This is a genomic window from Desulfurococcus sp., assembly GCF_038881575.1.
Taxonomy (GTDB): Archaea; Thermoproteota; Thermoprotei_A; order Sulfolobales; family Desulfurococcaceae; genus Desulfurococcus.
Genome location: NZ_JAVZPN010000008.1, coordinates 50912 through 69045, shown reverse-complemented (window position 1 = coordinate 69045; position 18134 = coordinate 50912). Strand labels below are relative to the sequence as shown.

General features: G+C 43.5%; 22 protein-coding genes. 7 read left to right on the top strand and 15 right to left on the bottom strand.

The features are described from left to right. Positions 1-361 precede the first annotated feature (361 nt). Both QXV08_RS08230 and QXV08_RS08225 read right to left on the bottom strand, forming a co-directional pair. Positions 362-613 (bottom strand): hypothetical protein, encoded by a 252-nt coding sequence (locus QXV08_RS08230; protein WP_342791405.1) that lies wholly within the window; start codon positions 611-613, stop codon positions 362-364. Between the two features lie 16 nt (positions 614-629). Next, a complete protein-coding gene (locus QXV08_RS08225; RefSeq protein WP_342786175.1) occupies positions 630-1853 on the bottom strand; it encodes a zinc ribbon domain-containing protein in 1224 nt (407 codons plus the stop codon). Between the two features lie 79 nt (positions 1854-1932). On the opposite strand from QXV08_RS08225, the gene QXV08_RS08220 reads away from it, so the two are divergent. After that, complete coding sequence (locus tag QXV08_RS08220; RefSeq protein ID WP_342786174.1) at positions 1933-2076, top strand: hypothetical protein; 144 nt, start codon at positions 1933-1935, stop codon at positions 2074-2076. Positions 2077-2198: 122 nt separating this feature from the next. Here the strand turns inward: QXV08_RS08220 and QXV08_RS08215 are convergent, their stop codons facing one another. From QXV08_RS08215 to pstS, 5 genes are read right to left on the bottom strand one after another with little or no spacing between them, the layout of a single operon-like run. Further along, the gene (locus QXV08_RS08215) at positions 2199-2807 is read right to left on the bottom strand and encodes a PhoU domain-containing protein (RefSeq protein ID WP_342786173.1); all 609 of its coding nucleotides are present in this window, start codon (positions 2805-2807) and stop codon (positions 2199-2201) included. Next, on the bottom strand, positions 2808-3560 hold the full coding sequence (locus QXV08_RS08210) for a phosphate ABC transporter ATP-binding protein (RefSeq protein WP_342786172.1): 753 nt from the start codon (positions 3558-3560) through the stop codon (positions 2808-2810). Continuing rightward, on the bottom strand, positions 3560-4408 hold the full coding sequence (locus QXV08_RS08205; protein ID WP_342786171.1) for an ABC transporter permease subunit: 849 nt from the start codon (positions 4406-4408) through the stop codon (positions 3560-3562). The genes QXV08_RS08210 and QXV08_RS08205 overlap by 1 nt, the downstream gene beginning before the upstream one ends. Next, complete coding sequence (locus tag QXV08_RS08200; protein ID WP_342786170.1) at positions 4401-5309, bottom strand: ABC transporter permease subunit; 909 nt, start codon at positions 5307-5309, stop codon at positions 4401-4403. The genes QXV08_RS08205 and QXV08_RS08200 overlap by 8 nt, the downstream gene beginning before the upstream one ends. Next, complete coding sequence (pstS, locus tag QXV08_RS08195) at positions 5302-6426, bottom strand: phosphate ABC transporter substrate-binding protein PstS (protein ID WP_342786169.1); 1125 nt, start codon at positions 6424-6426, stop codon at positions 5302-5304. The genes QXV08_RS08200 and pstS overlap by 8 nt, the downstream gene beginning before the upstream one ends. A 132-nt stretch (positions 6427-6558) precedes the next feature. Here pstS and QXV08_RS08190 point away from each other — a divergent pair, with 132 nt between their 5' ends. Beyond that, positions 6559-7575: a phosphate uptake regulator PhoU gene (locus QXV08_RS08190; protein WP_342786168.1), complete on the top strand. Its 1017-nt coding sequence runs from the start codon at positions 6559-6561 to the stop codon at positions 7573-7575. On the opposite strand, the gene feoB is transcribed toward QXV08_RS08190, so the two are convergent. Together feoB and QXV08_RS08180 are read right to left on the bottom strand one after the other, a co-directional pair. Next, the gene (feoB, locus tag QXV08_RS08185) at positions 7555-9636 is read right to left on the bottom strand and encodes a ferrous iron transport protein B (RefSeq protein WP_342786167.1); all 2082 of its coding nucleotides are present in this window, start codon (positions 9634-9636) and stop codon (positions 7555-7557) included. The two genes, QXV08_RS08190 and feoB, sit on opposite strands and share 21 nt — an antisense overlap. Position 9637: 1 nt before the next feature. Then, a complete protein-coding gene (locus tag QXV08_RS08180; protein ID WP_342788217.1) occupies positions 9638-9874 on the bottom strand; it encodes a FeoA family protein in 237 nt (78 codons plus the stop codon). A 268-nt stretch (positions 9875-10142) separates the two neighbouring features. Between QXV08_RS08180 and QXV08_RS08175 the strand changes: the two genes are divergently transcribed. Both QXV08_RS08175 and QXV08_RS08170 read left to right on the top strand, forming a co-directional pair. Continuing rightward, on the top strand, positions 10143-10973 hold the full coding sequence (locus QXV08_RS08175; protein WP_342788216.1) for a hypothetical protein: 831 nt from the start codon (positions 10143-10145) through the stop codon (positions 10971-10973). Then, positions 10966-11694: a ZIP family metal transporter gene (locus QXV08_RS08170; RefSeq protein WP_342786164.1), complete on the top strand. Its 729-nt coding sequence runs from the start codon at positions 10966-10968 to the stop codon at positions 11692-11694. The genes QXV08_RS08175 and QXV08_RS08170 overlap by 8 nt, the downstream gene beginning before the upstream one ends. A gap of 1 nt (position 11695) precedes the next feature. Here the strand turns inward: QXV08_RS08170 and QXV08_RS08165 are convergent, their stop codons facing one another. Next, complete coding sequence (locus QXV08_RS08165) at positions 11696-11968, bottom strand: lipoate protein ligase C-terminal domain-containing protein (protein ID WP_342786163.1); 273 nt, start codon at positions 11966-11968, stop codon at positions 11696-11698. 6 nt (positions 11969-11974) lie between these two features. Then, positions 11975-12751, bottom strand: a complete 777-nt coding sequence (locus tag QXV08_RS08160) for a biotin/lipoate A/B protein ligase family protein (RefSeq protein ID WP_342788215.1) — start codon at positions 12749-12751, stop codon at positions 11975-11977. 62 nt (positions 12752-12813) lie between these two features. On the opposite strand from QXV08_RS08160, the gene QXV08_RS08155 reads away from it, so the two are divergent. Beyond that, positions 12814-13737 (top strand): radical SAM protein, encoded by a 924-nt coding sequence (locus QXV08_RS08155; RefSeq protein WP_342788214.1) that lies wholly within the window; start codon positions 12814-12816, stop codon positions 13735-13737. Next, a complete protein-coding gene (locus QXV08_RS08150) occupies positions 13734-14591 on the top strand; it encodes a radical SAM protein (protein WP_342788213.1) in 858 nt (285 codons plus the stop codon). Before QXV08_RS08155 ends, QXV08_RS08150 begins: the two co-directional genes overlap by 4 nt. Here the strand turns inward: QXV08_RS08150 and QXV08_RS08145 are convergent. The 4 genes from QXV08_RS08145 to nucS are packed head-to-tail and all read right to left on the bottom strand — an operon-like array spanning position 14583 to position 17232. Beyond that, entirely contained in the window at positions 14583-15470 is an 888-nt protein-coding gene (locus QXV08_RS08145; RefSeq protein WP_342788212.1) for an MBL fold metallo-hydrolase, read from the bottom strand. The two genes, QXV08_RS08150 and QXV08_RS08145, sit on opposite strands and share 9 nt — an antisense overlap. Continuing rightward, a complete protein-coding gene (locus QXV08_RS08140; RefSeq protein WP_014766995.1) occupies positions 15471-15752 on the bottom strand; it encodes an LSM domain-containing protein in 282 nt (93 codons plus the stop codon). A 47-nt stretch (positions 15753-15799) separates the two neighbouring features. After that, positions 15800-16441, bottom strand: coding sequence for a class I SAM-dependent methyltransferase (locus tag QXV08_RS08135; protein ID WP_342786151.1), 642 nt, complete (start codon positions 16439-16441; stop codon positions 15800-15802). Between the two features lie 5 nt (positions 16442-16446). After that, the gene (gene nucS, locus QXV08_RS08130; RefSeq protein WP_342786149.1) at positions 16447-17232 is read right to left on the bottom strand and encodes an endonuclease NucS; all 786 of its coding nucleotides are present in this window, start codon (positions 17230-17232) and stop codon (positions 16447-16449) included. A 181-nt stretch (positions 17233-17413) separates the two neighbouring features. On the opposite strand from nucS, the gene QXV08_RS08125 reads away from it, so the two are divergent. Further along, positions 17414-18121 (top strand): CopG family transcriptional regulator, encoded by a 708-nt coding sequence (locus QXV08_RS08125; RefSeq protein ID WP_342786147.1) that lies wholly within the window; start codon positions 17414-17416, stop codon positions 18119-18121. The last annotated feature ends 13 nt before the right edge of the window (positions 18122-18134 follow it).

Sequence of the window (18134 nt, the reverse complement as noted above, 5' to 3'; positions counted from 1 at the left end):
GTGACAATGCCTGGTGTTGTAATATTAGCTATACTATACCCCCTTGAAAGTATTAACTCGCTTATCCTAGCGACAACACCCTTCCCGTTTCTAACCACGAGATCGAGGAGCGTGAATGGTTTATCCCTGAGGAGGAATCCAGTGGGAATATAGATACCCCCTAATGTATCCTTGTCCACTTTCCCCCTACTGAAAAATCGGCGTAAAATAATATAACACCCCCATAATTCATTAACATTGCTATCCAAGTTAATAATTAGCACTTATGGGGTTAAAAACATGCATCCAAAATAATTCGATCCCTCCAGCATTAAAAACTAGGACTTGCAACCAGGGGATATTTTCTTCTTGACCACTGGTTCTAGTATAGGGGCACAGTTATCTGGAAACTGCTTCCCTCATCCCCGTAGAGGCTCGCGAAAATAATATAGTTACCAGTTTTATCGAAATACGTCTTCCACACTATCTTAACCCCGCTGAACACCGTCAAGCCATTTATATCCAGTGAAAGAAGCCCGGCAAACAAGTAGACTGGGGCAGTCGAGGGGTAGCAACCCCCGTCTTTTTGACCTTCTCCACAACAATGAGACTTAGAGTACTCCATAGGAAGCAAAGGGGTCTTAGGGGGTTCAGCTCTGATGTAGGTTTATGTAAGTTGATGTCATCGCCTCATCTCTTTTCCCCTGCATTGGTCTTGGGTTTGCATCACCCTTAGGGGCGTTCAGGGTGACCCCGGGCACCCCACATCTTGAGTACCTGTAGAACAGGTTTACGCATGCAACCACGTCTCTATCCCCTGTGAATCCACATCTAGTGCACTTCAATACTCTACCGCCGCTGTCCTTTAACCTGCTTCCACATCTCGGACAAGCTGATGACGTTCTGCTTGGATCAATGTATCTAGCTTCTAGTCCTCTTTCTAGAACCTCATAGCTTATGGTGAACTGCATCCTCCTGTAGAACCACAGGGACAGCTTCTTGTTGAAACTGCTACCTCTATTCACGTTACTCCTGAGTTTATTCAAGTTCTCCAGGACTACGATAGAGCTATACCTACTAGCAAGTTCCGCTATGGAGTCTCCAATCTTGTGAGCGTAGTCACAGGCTACGCACCTGATTCTCTCACCGTGCTTCTCAATGGCTCTTCTAACTCCCTTGATGAATCTCCATGACCTCGGGTACCTTCTCTGAATCCTCTCGATCCAAATCCTGTGGGTTAGTATTTTCCTGAGCGGTGTCCTGTACCGCTTCAGCTTCAACAACCCTCCACTAGATGTAAACACAGCTAGAGTAACATTGTCAAAGTTCACGTCAACAGTCATAACTGTCCGGGGCTTTCTAAACTTAACGGTTTTCTTGAAGTAAACCGCTACATAGATTTTGTTTTCAACTATCTTTACCGCTAGCTCGTAGTTGCTCCAAGCTCTGAACTTTTCTACTCTCTCAGTAGATGTTAACAGCTTTAACTTAACTTCTCTACCTCCGTGTAGCTTCAAGATCAACGTTCTATCGTCAAGGTTGAGCTTGTAGTCGTACTTGTCTAATCTAGCTGTTAGTTTTCTGAGGACTGGTTTTCTACCGTTGTTTCGCTTGCATGCTTTGACAACTGTTTTAGCGTAGACGTAGATCTGCTTCACGTGGTGTGCTCTGAAACCATGTGTTCTCAGCTCATTGTAGAACATCCTGTGTAGAGTTTTAATTGAAGGCACCTTGTTTAAACTCCACAGCTTGTTGATAACGAATTGAGTTGCATCACGGTACAACCTCAGGAACTCAAGTAGAGTAAGATAGTCATCGCTGCCCTCGGGGAGAGCCCTCATCCTGAGAGCCTCGACAAGCTCTTCCTCCCTCATCGAGAAGCTCCACCACTACTCAGCATAGACATAGGGGTTTATAAGGCTTTCTCTCCATTATCTGTATTGGTGGATGTACATGGCTAGAGTTGAGCTGGTTAAGTGTAGTGTTATAAAGTACAGGAGAGGAGACTATGTTCTCTACCCGCTGGGAAGAGACAAAGAGAAGATCAAGCACCTACACGGAAAAGAAGTCTACGTGCTGATCATAGCAGAAGAATAACATCACCCAATATAAACCTATATGAAACCCGAAACAGTTGCGTGAGGCAAGCATAATAAACCACCCGTTGCAACTAAAAGCATTCAAAAATAACTAGGGGCTACAGCAGGCAGAAAACGCTCCTATATATTCGTTGAAAGCACCGAGACTCTTTCTGCGTGATCCACTATTCTCTCTATATGTCTTAAAACAAGTAATGCTATCGCGTCAGCGTTGTTGATTACTTCATTGGCTGATATCTTCTCCAACTGCTTAATATATAGTTTATCTGACTCCACGCCAAGCCTCCTCACCTCTTCAACACATCCAGTACAGTTCTCAAAGTATGCCTTATAAGACTTCTCCACTGCTTCAACAGCTATTTTCAGCCCTGGCTCTACTAGATCCCTTAACCCCGGTGTTGATAGTCTAACGCCCTTCTTATCGGCTAGAAATATCTCTCTAGCATACCTACCGAACCGGTATATATCGTAGACCAGGTATAGTAGATTACTTGCCTCGACGAGTTCTAAGCCTAGTGGCTGGTTTCTAGCTATGAAGACCAGTATATTATTTATTAACTCGATACGCGAGATGGATAATACCTCGATCTTTTCATTCAGCTCTTTCTCCAACACTTCTCTACCGTCCTCACCCGAGTCAAGTAGCTTCATTAAATCCCTGATTACTCCTAGTGCTTCGAGATATAGTTTTGCCACCTGGTTCCTTAACCTAACTAGATCCGGGTTCACTTAGAACTCCCTCTCGAGTAGTTTAATAGTTACCTCATGTCTTGGATGTATGAATACATCGTTTACAGGCCCTTCTTCAACTATTCCTCCATTATATAACACATATACGTAGTCCCCTATTCTCGCTGCTTGATGAGGCATGTGGGTCACTAGGATCATTGTTATATCGTTTTTCAACTCCTTTAAGCTTTCCTCGATCTTTAAGGTATTGACTGGATCTATGTTTGCCGTAGGCTCATCCAGCAAGAGTATACTGGGATGTAGGGCAAGAGCCCTAGCTATGCACAGCCTCTGCTTCTGTCCACCGCTTAAACTAGTTGGTGGTCTCCAGAGCCTGTCTTTAACTTCATCCCATAGCATTACTTTTTCAAGGGACCATCTGACTAGTTTTTCAAGTTCCTCCCTGCTCCTGGCAACCTTGTTCAGCCTGACTGGTAGCGCTATATTCTCGAATATGCTTAAATTCGGGAATGGGGTTGGTTCTTGCTGTACCAGTACTACATGTCTCCTCAGCTCATATGGATTCCACTCATAGATATCCCTGCCCATGATGGTTATTTCACCAGATACCTCTGCTTCCGGATTTAGCTCTATCAACCTGTTAAACACCCTTAGCAAGGTTGACTTGCCTGAGCCACTGGGCCCCATGATAACTGATATCGTGTTACGTCTAATGGATATATTCACTTTATTCAATATTGTTTTACCACCGAGCCTAATAGTTAGATCCCTTGCCTCCACTATATGGGACACTATTTCTTCACCTCCTTCACGAACCACTCGATAAACAGGACGGGTATAAGGATCAATAGTAATAATAAGAGGCTTGCTCCCCAGGCAACCATGTGGTAGTTACTGTAAGGAGATAATGCATAGTTGAAGATCAATAGTGAAACCGCGTTACCGGGTTGATCAATACCCTGGAAAACAGAATTTGTTAGAAAACCTATTGTGAATAAGAGGGGGGCTGTCTCACCAACTGACCTTATGAAGGTCATTAAGATACCTGAGGCAACCTGCCTCCTCGCTATCCCAAGGTACACGTATCTCAGCACATGCGCTCTTTTAAAACCTAGTGAGAAAGCTGCCTCCCTGTATTTCTCCTCAACGCTTCTAAACGCTGATGAAAGATAATAGTGTGCGGTGGGGAGAACGGCTATGAAGAGGGCTAGTGAACCAGCCAGTATGCTCGGCCTCCCCATTCGTACGACGATGATGCTATAGATGAACATGGAGATTATTATAGTGGGTATCCCGTTGAAAGCCCTGATCACTGTTTCAATGAACCCGCTTACCAACGAGTATGGGTATTCACGTGTAAACATCGAGGAGAAAACAGCTAGGGCAACAGCCATTAAGGTGGCCATCGTAGACGAGATAAGGGTTCCCATAAGCGCTGGTGCAACGCCACCTATATCGGTACCCATAGGTGTTCCCGGAAGCCCTGTAATGAATGATAGACCCTTCATAATTAATGGGGGGAGTCCGTTTAATACAGTGCTGTAGAGGAGCCAGAGAAGTGGGAGAACGCCTAGTCCGCTTAAAAATATTATCACAATGATCACTAATATATTGATGACCCTCCTTGCATCCCTAGCCATGGATTATACTCCTCCACCTATTGATCAGTATTATGCCAATAGAGCTGGATATGAATGAAAGCACCATAACAATCAATACACCAGCGTATAGAATAGATGAGACACCGGGATATAGGAAAGAGCTCTCAAACTGGCTTACAATCCATGCAGACATCGTTGTACCCGGGTTCAGCATGCAGGGAGATGCCATATATGCATTACCAATTGTTAAAGCAACAATAGTCGTCTCACCAAGTGCCCGGCTTAGAGAGAGCAGTATAGCAGCTATTAACAAGGGCTTCAATATGCCAGTTATTAATCTATAGGCTTCAAACCTATAGAAGCCCAGCGAGTATGCGGCCTCAATATACTTGGATGGGATCGATTTATATCCTTCTATAAGTAGTGATGATGCGTATGGGATCATCGATAACCCTAGGACTATGCCGGCTGACAAAATATTTTGGCCGCTAAGCGGCTTACATGAGAATAAGGGTATGTAGTCTAGGTAGTCATGGAGCTGTATATACATGGAACTATATAGAAACTGTGAGAGAATGAAGCCTCCCCACAAACCATAGACCACGGTTGGGAGAGCCCCCATTACCTCGATGAAGCGGTGGAAAATTCTCGAGGCCTTACCAGGTAATAAGTCGCAGATGAAGAAGGTGATAGATAATGATATGGGTGTAACTATAAGGATTGATATGAAGCCTGTTAAAAGAGTGCCCGATAATGCTGGTAGCAATCCATACTTCTGGAGAATGGGATCCCATCGTGCTTCAAGTAGAAGTCTTAATCCATGGCTCGTAAATGCTGGCAGGGATAGGGTGACGACATGTATGAGGATGAGTGTGAGAATAGAGAATGAGAGTAGGGATGGGATGAGGAGTAAGTAGAAGGTGTGATCACTCTTACCCATTCCAGCTCCCTCTCGAGATAATTTCAAGCGCTTTGAGACATATCTTGATGACTTCATCAGGGGGCTGATAGTAGCCGGGGAGAAGTCTATCCTGTCCCTCTATTAGAATATATTCTATGAACCTGCTTAATGCCCTGGTAACGTATACGTCTCCATAGTCACTGTAAATAAGCATATATGAGAATGATACAATAGGGTATGAGTCAGAGCCAGGCGTGTTTAGCAATGCATCAAGTACCATGCTAAAATCTTCCAGCGGACTACTCGGTAATTGATCCAGGACATGTCTTACAGCTGAGAGAACACTCTCCCTGGATACTGTAACAAAATATCCTTCTTTATTCTCTAGTCTAGCTACTGGCATTCCAGCATATAATGCATAACTGGCCTCAATATAGCCTATAGAGTAGGGGGTTGATATCACAAGGCCTGCAACCCCCTCATTACCTTTCCCACCGAGGCCCCTGCCGGATCTATCCACTGGCCACTCGATTGAAAAACCAACCAGCTCGATCCCCCATATATCGGGTGCAGCTTTATTGAGGTAACCGGTGAAGATGCGTGTTGTCCCACTAGAATCCGACCTGTGCACAACCACTATTTCTTTATCGGGCAGTAGATCAGTGATCGCTGGATTGGCCTCCTTAATTCTCTCATCGTTCCATCTAGTGATCTCGCCCTTGTATATCAACGCGAGAATTCTACCGGTCAGGTTTAATTGTATATCGCGTGGTATTCCAGGTATATTGTAGGTGATAACTATAGCGCTTAACACGATGGGTAACTGGAGTATCCTGCCCCGGTATTCAAGATATGTCTCCCTATCCAATGGAGGGTCACTAACAGCGAACACCACCGTCTTATTGAAGAGCATTGCTCTACCGGCTCCACTACCGGTGGGAGAGTACTCGATGACTATACCGGTCTTCTCGGTGAATTCTTTACTCCATTCAAGTATCTGGGGGGCTATGAGTGTTGAACCGGCTCCATTTATAACAAGGGTTCCATGGTATCCCTCTAACCGTGTATCGGGTGCTAGAACTATAAAGTACAATGCTATTGTGAGAGCAAGAACAGTCATAATAATTGCCATTGACTGCAGTAATGGCTCCTTCATAGTATTCCCCTGGATAATGATTACTATGTATCCGGGTTAAAGCACGGATATTATTACAGTTCATGCTGTAAGAAGTGTGTACAAACTATATTTACGGTATTTACTAATACGTATTTAGAAGAGTGAGCACTCATGTATAAGCGGAAACTCCAGAAGATGGGTGTTACATCACTAGGTATATCTCTTCCAAAGAAGTGGTTACGCTACTATAATTTGAAACAAGGGGATGAAGTGGAGGTGGAGATACTGCCGGATTACACACTAGTGGTGAGGCCCTCATTCATTAAGGGTAATGTAGGCTATAATTGTCAGGTTCTCAGATATGATGGCGGAGCAGTAGATGAGTCCATTATGAGGCTCATCTCGCTCTATGTTAATGGTGTTGACTCCATTAAAGTCGTATGCGGAGATCAATGTGAAACATTCAAGGAGAGCATCTATAGGGTGCTCGAAAGAAACGTGATCGGGCTGGAAATAATCGAGGAGGGAAGAGACTATATCATGCTTGCATGCCTTGTTGACATATTATCCCTGCCTTTATCAGAGGTCCTGAGAAAAATGAGTGTGCTGATACCGGCTTTACTAAGGGATTTAAAGAGGAACATGGAGACAAATACTCTCCTTGATATGGAGGAGAGAGATAGCTTAATAGATAAACTATACCTCTACGCGATCAGGCAGCTAAACATGGTATTGCATGGTAGGCTCCTACTGGATAAAACAGGTTTAAAATCGATGGGAGAGGCGGTTTCTATAGCCAACCTACTTAAGATACTTGAGAGGATGGGAGATCATATAGTGTTACTCCACAGATGGTATAATAATGCTAGAGGTAAAAAGGAGGTAGTCGACAACGTTGTTATGCTACTAGACGAAGTTATACCGATAACGGAGAAGATACTCAACAGCTACCTGATCATACTCGAGAACCCGAGTAAAATACCCTCGATTGAGAAAACACTATCGGAGCTAAGGATAGTTGAGGAGAAAATAAAGTCGTCGACCCTTGATACAGGCCCATTGATAAGTCTTACACGTATGATTGCGTATCTAAGGGATATTATCGAAGTAGTAACCGATATAGTTGTAAGCAGGAAATTAAGGGAGTCAGCGTGCGAAGAGGGAAAGCTAGTAGAATCCTATAAATAATGATGCTATATGATACAACATAGATGCCATAATATACGCTGTCGACAATGTAAGAAGCAACACTGAGAAGGCCAGCTTAAGGCTCTTGGTTTCCTCATATACAGCTGAAACCGTTGCCAGGCACGGGATATAGAGTGTTATGAAAACAGTTAGTGAAAGCAATTGTAAATCATTGAGGCCTAGGAGCCTCATGGCGCTACTCATGGTCTCACAGCCCGTGGCCACTAGGATTGTTGATACAACTAGTTCCTTAGCTATGAACCCTGTTATGATGGCAAGAGAGATAATCCATGCACTTTCACCGGTTATCCCGAGAGGGGTGGTAATGAATTGTATATTCTTTGAAACAACTGCTGCAATGCTTTCTCCAACGTTGTCTGTGTATGAGAGGGTTGGCGTGAAGGATGTTAACAGCCATATGATTATACTACCAGTAAATATTATTAATCCAGCCTTCTCCACGAAATGCTTTACTGTCGCAATAGTCTTCCAATACACTACCCTGGCTAGAGGTCTATGGTAAGCCGGAATCTCCATCAATAACTGGGGCTCTTTCTTATCCATACCGCTGAACCTGTAAAGCAGGTAGTTGACACTCATGAATACAATTATAGCTGTGATGTATGAGAGAGCGATGAGTAATCCCATGGAGAATCTTGTAGCAGCTGATGTGAATGCAAGGAGCACAATAAGCCTTGCCTGGCATGGTATAAATGAGAGTGTTAGTATTAGCCTCAACCGCTCCAGAGAGTTAGGGTTGGTTCTAGTACTTAGTATAGCCGGTACATTACACCCGAATCCAAGCATAAATGAGAAGAACGCGTGCCCGCTTAATCCAAGCTTAGAGAAGAAGGCGTGAGAGGATACTGCTAGCCTTGACATTAATCCGCTGTCTTCAATTATTACCTGGATCAAAACCATGAGTAGGATTAATGGAAGAAACACTAGTATAGATGCGACACCACCTAGAACCCCGTTGGCTATGAAGCCGTATAGAATAGGGTTGCTACTGGAGAGGGGTTGTATCAAGCTGGCTATGAATGTGAATGTTTTCTCAACTAGGTTGCTAAACGAGTATTCTTCCAGGAGTAATGCGACACTATCTAAGCCGAGTGCTGAAAAAACTATGTTTAACGGGAAACCTGTGTTTATGGTGAATACTAGTGTGAATACTAGTAGGTATATTCCTATGGAAATAATGATTCCGAGGAGGGGTCTATAGAATATTGAAGCCGTTGTGCCATGTTTTATCTTTACCTTGGCTATGTGTCTTGATGAGATCTCACCTATAAGCTTGAACCTGGCTTCCGTGATCTTTGCTGTGGGATCACCTAGTAATCTATGTGCCTCTCTCACCACATCCTCTATTCTACTCCATATGGCTGGCTCGATAATGGCTTTGACCTGCTCCTCAAGTATCTTGTCTCCCTCGATTAACCGGATACTGATCCACCTGGATGGGAGATCAATGGGTAACCCGGCCTCTAATAATGCATCCTCGATAGAGTCTATGTACTCATTTAATCCATTATAATCGATCCTCAAGGGTTCTCTACGGCCCCTCCTACCCTCTGCGACATCAATTATTGCTTTAAGTAAGTCCTCCATCTCCATGTCCGAGGCTATTGATACTGGAACTACAGGTATTCCTAGCTCTTTCTCTATCCCTCTGTAATCTATATGTATGCCCTTACCGTGTGTGAGGTCGGTTTTCGAGAAAACAAGGACTACTCTACCGGTTAACTCCAGTACCTGGATGAGAATACTCATAGTTCTCTCCGGAATAGTTGAATCAACCACAACTACTATGACGTCCGGTTTCTCAGCTAATATGGCTTCTCTCGCAACAATCTCCTCCTGCGTTAATGTTGAGAAACCATAAATCCCGGGAAGATCATAGAGTATGAGCCGGTAGCTTCCATACGTGATCTCGCCTCTATGCACTACAACTGTTTTCCCGGGCCAGTTACCCACCTCAACATGGGATTTAGTCACTAGGTTGAAGAGGGATGATTTCCCGACGTTGGGCTGCCCTATAAACACTACCTTGACCGTCTTCACTTCATGATCCCCCACTAGATCCCACAACTATTCTCCTAGCTAATCCTCTCCCCACAACTATCTCCGAGTCACCTACCCTAAGCACTATGGGGCCTCTTCCGTCATTATACACTACTTCTACCTCTACCCCTGGAAATACCCCGAGCTGGTACATCCTGTAAACCCAGCCTCCCTGATGTAATATATTGATGATCCTGGCCCTAGACCCTGGTTTAACGTGGTCCAGTGTTGTAGCCATGTTCGATACCTGTTAGGTCATCCTAATATTTCTATTATAAGTATAATTGTATTAGGCTAATAAAAATTTTTCAAGTGATCAAAACACACAGCCAACAATATGGCTGCCTCTTTATTTCACTCAATGAATCTAAGGGCTTACACTGTATGAAGGGCTCTCAATGACCTATAAGCTGGAATCGTAGCTAGGTTAGAGGTTATGAGATATATTTAGGGATCTAGTATAAATTAAAACAATCTCATGGTCAACCATAATATGGTGGGTATCCTTGATTGAATCCATAAATATTCAGGAACTTGTGGCATGTATTAGAATCAATACATGTGAATCGGAAGGATACGTGGAAGCCTTATCAAGAACCCTTATACGGGATGGCGATCCTGAGTCACTATCTACTATTCTAAATGCTTTGTGTACGGTGAAACAGATGGTGGATAGGGATGGATTCAACGAGTTCCTCGGTAAAGTAGTGGGGAAACTAGAGGTAGATAAGTTATTGAAGAGTATGGGGAGCTTAATGAAGTCTAGGTTGCAACATGGTGCCAATGGGTTGGAGTGTAGTATATCGATCCTAGATACATTGAGCGAGATAGGGTTAGCCGATAAGGTGTACAGGGTTATTGATGTATTACTCTCGGAGTTAATAAAGGTTGAGAACCCGGATAGACAATATGTGAGGCTCCTTGAATATATTATAGATGGTCCCTTTGAAAACATGCCACCGCTTGAATCAACGTTTTTCATGGAGAGACTCATTGAAATTAGTGGTGACATATGGCTTGCAGTAAAGATAAGGATTATTAGGGAGGCTAGCATAGTTAAAAACCCCGGATTCATGACTGAATACAGGTACTTGGATGCACTAGTGAACCTAGTCGACAACGTGTTAACCACTTTACTTGAATCAAAGCCTATGGAGGCGCATAAATATTATAGTGATTTAAACACCGCTTACACACATATATGGAAGAATTGTATTGTTAATCAGCCAAGGAACACCTGCATCAAACTACTTGAGGAAACAAGTAGAAAACTAATTGCACTAGCTAAATTAACACAGGATCTAGCCAGTAGTCTCAGAGGGTATCAGAGTGATTAGTGATACATTACTAGTAAACACGCTCATAATTTTTACTTTATCAATAGTGGGCATCATTCCAGTTCTAGCAGGGTTTAGATTCACCGATAAGAACATAGACGCTGTCCTCGGTTTTTCCGGTGGTGTCATGGTAGCAGTCTCATTCAGCATGATCTACGAGACCAGTGAAGGTATTCTACAACCCCTCTTCTTCGCGGCTGGGTTCACAGTCATGTGGATTCTTGAAGCCATAGTACCCCATGAACATATGATTAAGGGATATGAGGGGCCAGTCTTTTTCAGGAAGAAATTTAAAATGACTTGGCTCATCGCGTTCTCCATGATACTCCATAATATACCAGAGGGGTTGACTGTTGGTTCATCAACAATCATTAATCAAGCACTTGGGTTTTCCACTGCTATGTCAATAGGATTACAGGATATTGTTGAAGGGATTATGGCTGGATTACCCTATATAATAGTGGGTAAAAGGGTGCCTGCCCTACTATTATCACTTCTCGCCGCCTCTGCAGAAGCAGGTGCAGCCCTGGCTTCAGGCTACATAGGGACTTTATACAAGGGCTTAAACGCTATCCTAGCCGGTGTCAGCAGTGGTGCAATGGTTTTTATTGTAGTCCATGAAATAATCCCTGAAACCCATAAGGAGCATTCCTCGGAATCAACCATAGGGGTTCTTCTTGGTGTAGTGGCTGCGTTGCTATTGGAGTATTACTTAGGCTGATTCACTTACACAGCGTCCTCCACATGTTTACTACCTCATTCTTCAAGGTTTCCCAGTTGACACCGATGAATAACGTGTTTTCAACGGTTTTGAAAGCGTTATTAATGCACTCAATGTTTCTACAGTTTTTCAAGGATTCTTCTAGTTTCTCTATGTTTTCCTCGGGATAGGCGAAGAAATCACCCGAGAACATGATCCTCCTTATTACGCATTCCTCAACCTCGATGTCTATGCTTACTGTTTTCTCCCCTCTAAGTACTCTTGTCAGCCTCATATGGTATCACCTCTTAAATACCCACTCCCTGCTCTTATACTTAAGGGATAGTTCTTCAGCGAGCTTCAGCTCTTTTTCACTGTATTCATCTATGTATATCTCGGCGTTTAACGCCTTCGAGAACCCCTTTAACAATGCCTCGGCAACCTCCTCTTTGCTGACTCTTCTAGATAATGCTTCTTGGAGCGTGATGACTCTTTCTCTAATGCTTTTCACCCCCTTAGAAACCAGTTTAACCGGGGGAGCTTTCAACACCTTTGACACGGTATCCAGGTCTGTTGCATACATTAGTGTTCCGTGTTGTAGCAGGTATCCTCTTCTCCTTGCCTGGGCACTACCCGATATCTTTCTTCCATTAACCACGATATCGTTGACGGGCATGAATGATGCTTCAACCCCGAATAACTTTAATGCCTCAATTAATCCCTTGCATATTACTTCGTAGCTTTCACGTACATCGCTGAAGACCCCTCTAGCCGGTGTCACGATACTGTATGTTATTTCACCGTTTCTATCATGGTATACCGAGCCTCCACCACTGATCCTCCTCGTTACATCTATCCTATGAAATGACGCGTAATCCATATCCACTGATTCCTCTATTTTCTGGAAATACCCTATGGTTACAGCCGAGGGATCGAAGACGTATAGTCTCAGTGTATCAGGTATCTCCTCCTGCATCCTAAGATTAAGTAGTGCCTCATCCATTCCCATATTGAGAAATGCTGACCAGCCATCTAGATCAATTATTACTCTAAGCTTCATGACAGCTATCCCGGGCATTACTTTATAACATGGTTAAATTAATACCTAAGTTATTTAAAAGATTAAGGTGTTAAGTGGTAATGTTGGTCAGAGCATCGATAGGTACGCTTGCAAAGCTTGGGTTGGCAGATGTAAAGATGATTGATGAACCTAGGACAGCATACTTTCTCCAGTACTCTGAAAACGGGTGCATCGGTAAATGTAGGTTCTGCAATCAGTCGAGAAGCTCGACAGCTGGTAAGGACTGGCTTGGCAAGGTTACTTGGCCACCCGTAGAGTTAGACACTGTATTGAATTCATGGCGGGATGTCTTCAACCGCGTGTGCTTCCAGACGATTATAAAGCAGGGATTCATCGAGGAAGCCCGCGTCTTTATACGTGAAATAACCCGAGTAAGCAATCTCCCTATATCACTAGCTATAACCCCTGTCTCCAAGAGTATTCTAAGAGAATTCAAAGAGCTAGGTGTAGATAAGCTTGGAGTAGGCCTTGACACCGTGACAGAGGAATTGTTCGCTAAATGGGGGAAACCCTACACGTGGAGGATCTACTGGAGGTTCATCGAGGAAGCCGTCAACGTATTTGGAGAGGGAAATGTTTATGTACACATCATCATAGGTCTGGGCGAGAGCCTCAGAGAGGCCCTCGAAACTATTATAAAAATATACTCGATGGGGGCCCGGGTCGCGTTATTCAACTACTTTGACTCAAGTAACATGAAGAGTATTGATAGAAGATACTATAGGGTAATCCAGCTAGCAGTAGAGCTCATTGAAAACGAGGAAGACCCATTAGAGTACATCGATCCAGACTCCATGAGGTTTAAACAACAGCCAAGAATAGACGTCTACAAGGCATTATATACAAGGGGATGCCCTGACTGTAATAGGCCATTTTACACAGACCTACCCAGAGTAATATATAACTTCCCCTCACGTAAAATCCTTGAAGAACACAGGAATGAAATAATGGAAGAGTTGGAGGACATCGGTGTTAAGGCTTGAAGTACTTCATGCATTTAAGAAAATTCACAACCATATCTATAACGGGCCCAGCCTGCATGTTAAACTGTAAGTTTTGCAGGGGCCGCTACCTTAAAAACATGGTTGACCTAAGTAAAGGCGATCCAGGGAGAACACTTAGAGAATTATTTGAGTCAGGAGTTAGAGGCATATTAATAAGCGGGGGCTTCACCAGAGAGGGGCGTCTACCAATCGAGGGATACGTTGACTACTTGAGGGATAGTAAAAGGAAATATGGCTTCATCTATAATGCCCACCTAGGACTACTGAAGGACATGGAGCTACTCGATTCACTCAAGGGATTAATAGATGCAGTGGACTTCGAGTTCACGCTTAGCAATTACATAATAAAATACATTAGAGGACTTAATCTCAGTGGCGACAGCTATATTGAAACCCTGAATAAAATGATCGAGGCTGGGTTACACGTCGTTCCACACATATATCTCTGGCATCCAGGCTTCACGGGAGATACATTTACCAGGGAAATCAAAGTCATCGAGGAGCATGGATTAAGGGAGATCACACTACTAGTATACATACCTGAATCAAGGAGTATGACTCTACCTAGCGCGGACACGCTGATAAATAACTTACGCTATGCGAGGAAAGTATTCAGTGGGAAAATATATCTTGGATGTATGAGGCCTCACCAGGTTAAAAACAGCCTGGATAGAGTTGCCGTTGAGGAGGAATTAGTTGAAAGAATTGCGAACCCAGTGCACGAGTTAATAAGCGATAACTCTGAATTATATGATGCCTGCTGCTCGCTACCAGAACACCTTTTAAGCGGCTTTAAACTAGAACTGGATCAACGGAGACAGCCATCATATTGATATCTGTAGAGCTGTATGAATTCTTACAAAATCATCGCCGTAAACCTCTAGAAAAGCCTTCTCAGCCTTTAACCCAGTGCAGTGTCCAGCGAATACTTTTGCAACCCCTAACTCCCTTAGTTTTTGGATAGTTCTCTTTATCCTTAATTCATCAGCGTTGATTAAGTGCATTCCACCTATTACTGAGTATACTTTCCTACCATATAGGTTAACCACCTTTTCAACGATGCTGGCTACCCCCGGATGACTGCATCCTGTGAACACTAAGAGGCCCCTACTGCTCTCTATGACTAAAGCGATTTCATGTTCTAGGAAGTCCCTTTTAAAACCGTTCCCATCGACTATGTAGTATTCAGGGGCCTCCTTCTCAAACTCCAGTCTCTCATCATACTTTATAATACCTGGTACTGAGACGCCGGGCATTATTTCCAGTTTCTCACTGGTTTCAATAAACCATGTTCCAAGCGACTCTCCTTGGTTTCTCGACCAATCCGGGTTAAGTATCCTCATCCTGGGTTTCAACGCTATTGTTTTCTCGAAAAATCCCCTTCCAACGATGACTGGGATAGCAGTCTTCTTGGTCCTCTTCTCCAATAAATAGAGGAGGCCGTTTGAATGGTCGTAGTGATTATGTGATAGAACTATATAGTCAACCTCGTTGATATCTAGGCCAAGGAGTTTCATATTATGGAGGACTGCTTTGCCATCGTAACCTGTATCAAATAGTATTGATGTCTTCTCTCCTTGATCCCTGTGTAACCTAATGAAATAGGAGACACCATGCTGTGCTAGAAAACCCTTTGTCATTCCAGCATAATCATCGGCTAGGACGAAGATCTCTATCCTGCTGTAATAATTCTCCATATATTCTTTCCTCAATCATAGAGTAACCTTGTCTGGTGCCACTTGCCCATAATTGGTGCTGATGAACTCCACGTGACTGCCTCTTATTATTATCTTACCATATCTTGAAGTTGGCCTACCGTCACCGCTATACTCTGTGCAGTCACTCAACACTATATTCATCGTGGGATCTATTAAATCCAGTGTTCCAACGTACTCGATGCCGCCTTTGATCCTTACAAGCACTACTTGTCCTTCAGCACTCTTCAATACCTTTAGAGGTGAAGGTGGTCTATAGCCCTTGGACACGTTGCTCATGGATATACACCATGTATTACTAGTTTAATACAATGGTGTATATAAACTTAGTAGTCTTTAAAAGTATTTTCCAGCGGAGATGACACCCGGTATCCACTGCTTGCCTTATTCACTGGCTTACACGTGTAGAATGCATCTATGTGGACAACAACCTCCTTGAAGCATTTGTTTATCAATGAGGGAGGAATGGTGTTGTGCTTTAAATGTTTAGAGACCACTATTAACCCGTTTTCCTTGGTCACCCTGATAAACTCATTAACGGCCTTCTCCTTATCAGCTATATTGCTCCATGTAGTGATCGAGACAACTATATCGATGCTTGAATCCCTAACCGGTATCTCCTCAGCGTAACCTACTACTGGTATTACACGGTGATCAATGTTTTTCCCAGCCAGTCTCTCTATCATACCGGTGCTCGGGTCTAGACATATATATCTCGCATATTTATCGATGTTATTCTCCCTGAGATACTCTAGTAATAGCCCTGTACCACATCCTGCATCGAGTACCAGGGATGAATTTAGTTTTCCATTAACTATTCCAACTAATACACTATACTTACTATACTGCTCACCACGGTAGAGCTCATCATATGATGAAGCTGTTACATCGTATTTCGCTACATCATCTAAATCCTTATCCACGCCTGAATCACGCAGCATGGCATCATTCTTTATTTTCTCCCACATAATCCTCAAACCTGTTTTCTACCATAGTCTAGAATGCTCTTTCTATATCCCTTCTTAAGAGCCAGCCTATATAGTTCTCGGAGATCTATGAGTTTATACTCTAGCTGTAGTCTCTGTAAAGCCTCTATGGCTGAGGGTGAGAATGAGGGTGCGACAAGTATACCCCTCGGCCTCCTACCATATTTTGCCTCATATGATTTCACGTAACCGTATAGCTGGAGAACAGCTTCCCTTGATGCGGGAACCCTCTTTAACTCGACTATAACTGGGCGACCGTTTCCATCTACCCCATATATATCTGCTTGACCGGAACCAAGCTTCTTCTCGTCCTCCAGTATCCTGAGGTTGGGTTCCACTAGCTCTGGATTATCTATTAGTATCCTCTTAATCTCCGCTTCACTAAGATACATGATGAAATCAGCTTTATCACTTAGCTTCATGGATACGGCTAGATCCACCCTCGAGAAAACAATACTTAATACTTCCCGGGGTCCTTCCCTGACGGCTAGAATATATAATCTACCCTCGTCATCAGTCCAGGCCTCTATCACTGATGTCTCTGGTTGCCAGTTAACGGGTGAGTACCCGTGGGGGCGATGCACTAGAACTGAGCCATCCTGCTTTATAATCAGTATCCTCTCACCGTTTCCAAGTCTAGAGGCACTTCTACCCTCGTACTCAATGCTGCATTCACCAATAATAATAACCGTCCTCCCCTCAACCACGGCCTTCTTAATTACACCGGGTAAAGTATTTAAGTCAGGTTTCTCCCATACAAGTAAATCAGTCATATATATCACCATTCCACTGGGCTCACCAACCCATATCAATCATCACCAATCAGGTCAGATTTCTCCTAATAGTTTAAGGGTATTTTAGGACTGGTGAAGGATTGCTCCAGGGAAGCGTTTTAAGGTATAAGGTATCTTGATATAAAGCCGGCATAAGTAAATATATTCTCAGGTTTAAACCATGAGTGAAGACGGTAAGAGAGAGATAAGGATATTGATAAACGAAGAGCTCTATAAGAGTTTGGAGAGGAAGGCTTTAGAGCTAGGCTTCAAGGATGTCTCAAGCTACATCATTGAAGTACTCTCCAGGGAACTATTCTCGAGGACTGAGAGAACCGGAGTGGAAGAACTGGAGAGGATGCGTTCCCGTCTTGAAAAATTCATTCAAGATGAAATCAATAAAGGCTTGACACCTCTTGAAAACATGAGGCGCCAGCTGGCTGAGCTGATTCAAAGGGTTGACGAATTAGAGGAAAAGATAAAGAGTATTGAGGGTAAGGAGGGTGCTAAACCAGGTGAGACACATGGTGAAGGTAAGGTTAGCAAACCATATAAGACCGGGATAGAGAGGCTCCGCGAGGACAAAATAGTGTTTGAAAGCATGCTACCAGCTAGAATACAGCGCGACAGGCTTTTCTCATACTTCGAGAGAATGGGGGCTGTGGTACTTCATTTAAGCAAGGAGAGAATTGCTGTTGACAGCGATTTTTGGAGGGAGTTTAAGGAGAAGCTGTTTAAAGAGGCGAAGACTAATACCGAGGAGGACTTGAAGAAGATACTTGGTGAAAAAGGATATTTGCTCTGGAAAGCCTTATATGAGGATAACATGATTCTATATGACTCTAAGACCCGTAGCTGGAAGCCTGTCTCAGATGAAGTAAGAAAGTAAGCGGGGATACTGG